Annotated in this window: 7 protein-coding genes; 2 read left to right on the top strand and 5 right to left on the bottom strand. The window is 74.0% G+C overall.

Annotated elements, in window-relative coordinates; genetic code table 11:
• Positions 1 to 124: 124 nt before the first annotated feature.
• Positions 125 to 526, bottom strand: coding sequence for a helix-turn-helix domain-containing protein (locus tag J0670_RS30040; RefSeq protein WP_307806762.1), 402 nt, complete (start codon positions 524 to 526; stop codon positions 125 to 127).
• 123 nt (positions 527 to 649) lie between these two features.
• Between J0670_RS30040 and J0670_RS30035 the strand changes: the two genes are divergently transcribed.
• A complete protein-coding gene (locus tag J0670_RS30035; RefSeq protein ID WP_207814853.1) occupies positions 650 to 1,681 on the top strand; it encodes a zinc-binding alcohol dehydrogenase family protein in 1,032 nt (343 codons plus the stop codon).
• 19 nt (positions 1,682 to 1,700) lie between these two features.
• Positions 1,701 to 1,913 carry a hypothetical protein gene (locus tag J0670_RS30030; RefSeq protein ID WP_207814852.1) on the top strand — a complete coding sequence of 71 codons (213 nt, stop codon included), beginning with the start codon at positions 1,701 to 1,703 and terminating at the stop codon, positions 1,911 to 1,913.
• A 157-nt stretch (positions 1,914 to 2,070) separates the two neighbouring features.
• On the opposite strand, the gene J0670_RS30025 is transcribed toward J0670_RS30030, so the two are convergent.
• The 4 genes from J0670_RS30025 to J0670_RS30010 all read right to left on the bottom strand — a co-directional run.
• On the bottom strand, positions 2,071 to 2,643 hold the full coding sequence (locus J0670_RS30025; RefSeq protein ID WP_207814851.1) for a 3'-5' exonuclease: 573 nt from the start codon (positions 2,641 to 2,643) through the stop codon (positions 2,071 to 2,073).
• Between the two features lie 253 nt (positions 2,644 to 2,896).
• Positions 2,897 to 3,673 carry a helix-turn-helix transcriptional regulator gene (locus tag J0670_RS30020; protein ID WP_207814850.1) on the bottom strand — a complete coding sequence of 259 codons (777 nt, stop codon included), beginning with the start codon at positions 3,671 to 3,673 and terminating at the stop codon, positions 2,897 to 2,899.
• Positions 3,674 to 3,683: 10 nt separating this feature from the next.
• Positions 3,684 to 3,932 carry a hypothetical protein gene (locus tag J0670_RS30015; RefSeq protein WP_207814849.1) on the bottom strand — a complete coding sequence of 83 codons (249 nt, stop codon included), beginning with the start codon at positions 3,930 to 3,932 and terminating at the stop codon, positions 3,684 to 3,686.
• Positions 3,933 to 4,682: 750 nt separating this feature from the next.
• On the bottom strand, positions 4,683 to 4,924 hold a 242-nt coding region (locus J0670_RS30010), incomplete at its 5' end, for an ADP-ribosylglycohydrolase family protein (protein ID WP_207814848.1).

Raw genomic sequence — 4,924 nt, 5'->3', positions numbered from 1 at the left:
CTGGCGCGCCGACCGCCCCGGCAGTGACGGCCCCGGCGGTGACGGCCTCCTCGCCGCCGCCCGCAGCGCCCTGGCGGCCTCGGGGCTGGCGGCCTGAACGCGCGCCCGGCTCAGACGGGCCGGCTCAGGCGGTCTCGGGGAAGCGGTCGATGTTGTGCTCCACCCACGTGCGCAGGTGCGCGAGCGGGACGCAGGCGTCCGCGCCGAGCGCGGTGAGGCTGTACTCGACGCGCGGGGGGACCTCGGCGTGGACCTCGCGGTGGACCAGCCCGTGGTCCTCCAGCCGGCGCAGGGTCTGGGTGAGGACCTTGGGGCTGACGCCCTGCAGGCGGGTGCGCAGCACGCCGAAGCGCTGCGGCCCGTCCTCCAGGGCGCCCAGGGCCAGCGCGCTCCACTTGTTGGCCAGCAGGTCGAGCATGTCGCGGCAGGGGCAGGCCGCGGCGTAGACGGACTTGGGGTCGGTGCAGGAGTGGGCGGCGCTCTTCGTCGCGCTCTTCGGCGCGGTTTTCGTCACGGTTTTCGTCACGGGCCGATAGTACCCATCGGGTACCAATAGTCCTTGCGGGTAACCACTACCTTTCCCATACCGTCGCCGACGTGCCCGGATACCGCCGGGCCACCCCCCGAACCCCCGCTGAGGAGACCCTTGATGACCCCGGTCCCGGCGACGATGCCCGCCGTCGCCTACCGCAGGAGCCTGCCGATCGACCACCCGCAGAGCCTGGTCGACGTCGAACTCCCCGTCCCCGAGATCGGCCCGCGCGACCTGCTGGTGCGGGTGGAGGCCGTGGCGCTCAACCCGGTGGACCACAAGGTCCGCCTAGGCGCCGACCCGGGCGGCGAGGTGAGGGTGCTGGGCTGGGACGCGGCCGGCACCGTGGTCGCCGTCGGCGCGCAGGTGGAGCTCTTCGCGGCCGGCGACGAGGTCTACTACGCCGGCGCCCTGGAGCGCCCCGGCGCCAACTCCCGCTACCACGCGGTCGACGAACGCCTGGTCGCCCGCAAGCCGGCCTCCCTGTCCTTCACCGAGGCGGCGGCCCTGCCGCTGACCTCGCTCACCGCCTGGGAAGGCCTCTTCGAACGCCTGGGCCTGGGCACCGGGGACCCGGCGCGCACCGGCACGCTGCTGGTGACCGCCGGTGCGGGCGGCGTCGGCTCCCTCGTGACCCAACTGGCCAGGGCCCTGACCGGACTGACCGTCATCGCCACCGCCTCCCGCCCGCAGTCGGCCGCCTTCGCGCGCCGCATGGGCGCCGACCACGTGATCGACCACACCCGGCCGCTCGGCCCGCAGCTCGTCGAGGCCGCACCGCAGGGCCTCGACTACGTCTTCAGCACCGCCGGCACCGACCGCAACCTGGCCGCCTACGCCGAGGCCCTCAACCCCTTCGGCGCCATCGTGGCCGTCGACGACTTCGACTCCCTGGACATCGGCCTGCTCAAGACGAAGAGCATCTCCTTCCACTGGGAGTTCATGTACACCCGCTCGATGTACCGCACCGCCGACCAGGCCGCCCAGCACCGCATCCTCACCCGCATCGCGCGCCTGGTGGACGCGGGCCGCCTCGTCACCACCGCCACCCGGGACCTCGGCCCGGTCAACGCGGCCAACCTCCGTACGGCCCACCGCCTCCAGGAATCCGGCACGGTGATCGGCAAGACCACCCTCACCGGCTTCTGAGCACGGGGGAGGGGTGACCATGTCCCGGCCATCGGGCCGCCTCGAAGCGCTGCTGGCCGCGGCCGGCGGAGCGGCGACGGCCCTGCTCGCCCGACTCCTGCTCGGCGGCCTCTACCTCGCGCACCAGCAGGAGCCGGCCGTGCTCCGCTGGTTCGACGCCGCGGTGATCGGCATCGGCACCGGCGCGGCCGTACTCCTCTACCGCCTCCTGCGCGCCGGCCCCGGCGCCTGAGGCCGGCGGCGTCGGCCCGCGCCGAAGCCGCAGTTTGAAGCCGCCGGATGAGGCACGGTGGTTGGCGCCTTCTGCTGGCGGTATGTGTCACCCGCCGGCGGTGCTCAGCCTTTCTGTCACCGGCTGTTCGTCGAAGACCGGCTTCAGCAGTGCGCGGTCAGCGCGGATCCGGCCAGGCGCCCCGCTCGGACAGGTGGAGAACGAGGGCGGCGATGTTCCAGGCGTCGTCCTCGCCGCGGTGGTGGCGGCCTTCGAGCCGCCGCCCGGCGATCTCCAGGGCCTGCGCCATGCCGGGGCGTTTGCGCAGGCCGTATGCCTCGGTGAAGGCCGCTTTGGCGTTGGTGTGGTGCCGGCCGAAGGGATAGGGCGTCCCGGTGGCCTGGCACTGCCGGGCGAACTGGTTGCGGTCGTAGTCGCCCCAACTGGCCCACGGGCGGGACCCGGCGTGGTGTTCGGCCGCCAGCTGCCGACACGCCTCGGCGAAGCCGACCCCTGCGTCCACCTCCTGTTGCGTGAGACCGGTCAACTCCGTGCAGAACTCACTGACCGTGGACCGGGCGGGACGCACCAGGATCCGGTGGCGGGCGAGGCGCTCCGCGGTGGCCAGGTCGACGACGGTCAGTCCGATCTCGATGATCTCGCTGACCACGCCCGGCGGTTGGCCGCCGGCCCAGCAGGTGGCCTCGACATCCACGACGTTCAGGAGCCTTTCGGCCCCGGTACTGTCCATGGCGGGAAGCGTAGGGACGAGTGGCGGCCGGGGCACCTGGATTTTCGGGTGCCCCGACTCCCTTTGTGTCAACTCCCGCTCCGGGACGGTGACGTAGGACCGCAGCGGCCTCGGCCACCCGGGCCGGCAGAGGCCTGTGCCGGGTCGGCCGGATGATCCTCGCGGGCGCCCCGCCCACCTGGCGCGCGCCGGGGGCTCCCCTTGTCGGGGTGCCGCCCGGCGGTGCCCGCGGCGTGTTCGGGCGGTGTTCCTCCTACGGTGTCCGTTCGTCCTGGCGCTGTGGGGGCCGGGCCTGCGGTGGGGCGGCGGGTGGTCGGGAGCGCCGGTGTCGGGCCGGGGGTGCCGGTTCCCCGGTGGCGCGTTGGAGGAGGGCGCGCAGGTGGGCGAGTTCGGTTTCGGCCTCGGCCAGGCGGCGGCGGAGAGCGGCCGGGGGAGTGCCGCCGTCGTGGACGCGGCGCAGGGCGGCGAGCCACTCGGTCTCCTCGCCAGGTCCGGCTCCGCAGGCGCGGACGAACTCGGCCAGGATCCGCTCGGAGCAGTCCCGCCGGCCGGACAGCACCCCGTGCAGGGTGCTGCGCGGCAGGTGGCTCACCGGGCCGTGCATCGCGCGCGCCTCCAGCTCGCGCAGCGACGGGTTCCCGGCCCGCAGCCGAAGCCTCCGCATCGCCAGGAGCAGCTCGTGGGGCTGCGTGACGTACCGCAGGGCCAGGCCCGCGGCCTGCACGGCGACCGCGGGCCTGGCGCTGCGCCCGGACCGGCGGGCGTCGGCGCGCAGCCACAGCCGCTCCGCAGTGCGCAGCGAGCCTCCGCAGGCCCGGGTGTAGGCCTGGGTGACCGGCCAGGTCGGGACGGTGCGGCCCTCGTCGGCCCGCGACAGCGTCGCGACGGAGACCGGCCGTTGCAGTTCGACGGTCGTGCGCGCCATTTGGCTGTAGGTGAGTCCGGAGCGCTCGCGCAGGGCGCGAAGCCACCGCGCGAGCGCCCGGACCTCCTGGTGCTGGACAGCCAGGGCGCTGTTGAGACGCCCCACCCGGCCCCTCCTATCGGGCCCGGCGGGTGGTGAGCGCCTCGGCCAGGCGCCGGACGAGCTCTATACCGAGCAGTCCGGCCGAGGCCAGGGTGGCGAGGGCGGTCTGGGCGGTGGTGCCGTGGGTGGTGAGCGCGGTGGTGAGGAGGAGGACGACGACCACGAGGACCACGGCCGGGGCCGGGGCCGGGACGCGGGTGGTGCCCGGTGTCCGGGCCTGCCCGCACGTCGCGGTGGTGGCCGGGGAATTGTGCATCTTCACTGCGGTCTCCGCTTCACTGGGGTGCGGTTGTTGCCACTCGACTCGGGAGTCCGCCCGCCGCCCGCCCGGCCTTCCAGAGCCGGGCGGAACGGACACCCACGCACAGCGTCGCCGGGCATCATGGGAGCAGTCCAGCGACTTCCGCACGGATTTCTCGCTTTGTCCCACTGCACGGTGAGACACCATCAGGAAGTCGCCACAGCTCACGCCGGTGCGCCGAGCGCTTGTCGGCGCCGTAGGACCGCCTCCGTCCGACCCCGCGTTGCCGTCCATGGTTGCAACCAGGGAAATGAAAGAGCATCCTCGGTGAATATCAGCGGGGAGTCACCCGAAAGTCCCCGCCTTGGCCGAAAGGCCGAGCAGGCATAGGGCGTTGGCGGCCCGAGGCGAAGCGGTGAGGGGGGGCGGTCCATGCAGACCGAAGTCGACGGGCATCAGCACGTGGCACGTCCGTGCAGCCGTCCCTCGTTCCCGCGCCGCCCGCAGCGCGAGCGCTTAGCTCCGCTGCGCCATCCCCGCACGCCCTTGGGGCGGCCCTTCCGGGCGTAGCGCCGCGCCCTGCGCGCGGCTCCTCCTGTACGCGGTCTCCCCGGGCCGTTGCCACTCGACACCACATAGGGGATCCGGCGCGCCCTGTTCCAGCAGGGCGGGCCACAGGTGCGGCCCCGGCCGCACCGAAGCTTCGGGTCGTCCGGCCAGGGGCCGCGCGGCTATCGTGCCCGCGCGGCCCCGGCCGGGCGCCTCGGTGTGTCAACTCCCGTTCTGCGAAGGCTCCTCCGCGGCCGCCTCGGCCACCCAGGCCGGCAGCGGCTCGCGCCGGGCCAGCCACTCCTTCGGCACGCCGGCCAGCCCGGTGCGGGCCGCGACCACGCCGCCGGTGATGGCACAGGTGGTGTCCACGTCGCCCAGGCCCTCCGCGGTGGTCCACAGCGCGTCGGTGAGGCTGTCCAGGTGGTGCGCGGCCGACCACAGGGCGAACGGCACGGTGTCGC

The sequence above is a fragment of the Streptomyces sp. FH025 genome (genome assembly GCF_017427025.1).
In the GTDB taxonomy this organism is placed as follows: domain Bacteria; phylum Actinomycetota; class Actinomycetes; order Streptomycetales; family Streptomycetaceae; genus Kitasatospora.
The sequence above is the reverse complement of the archived record's forward strand: the minus strand, read 5'-3'. Positions and strand labels throughout refer to the sequence as shown.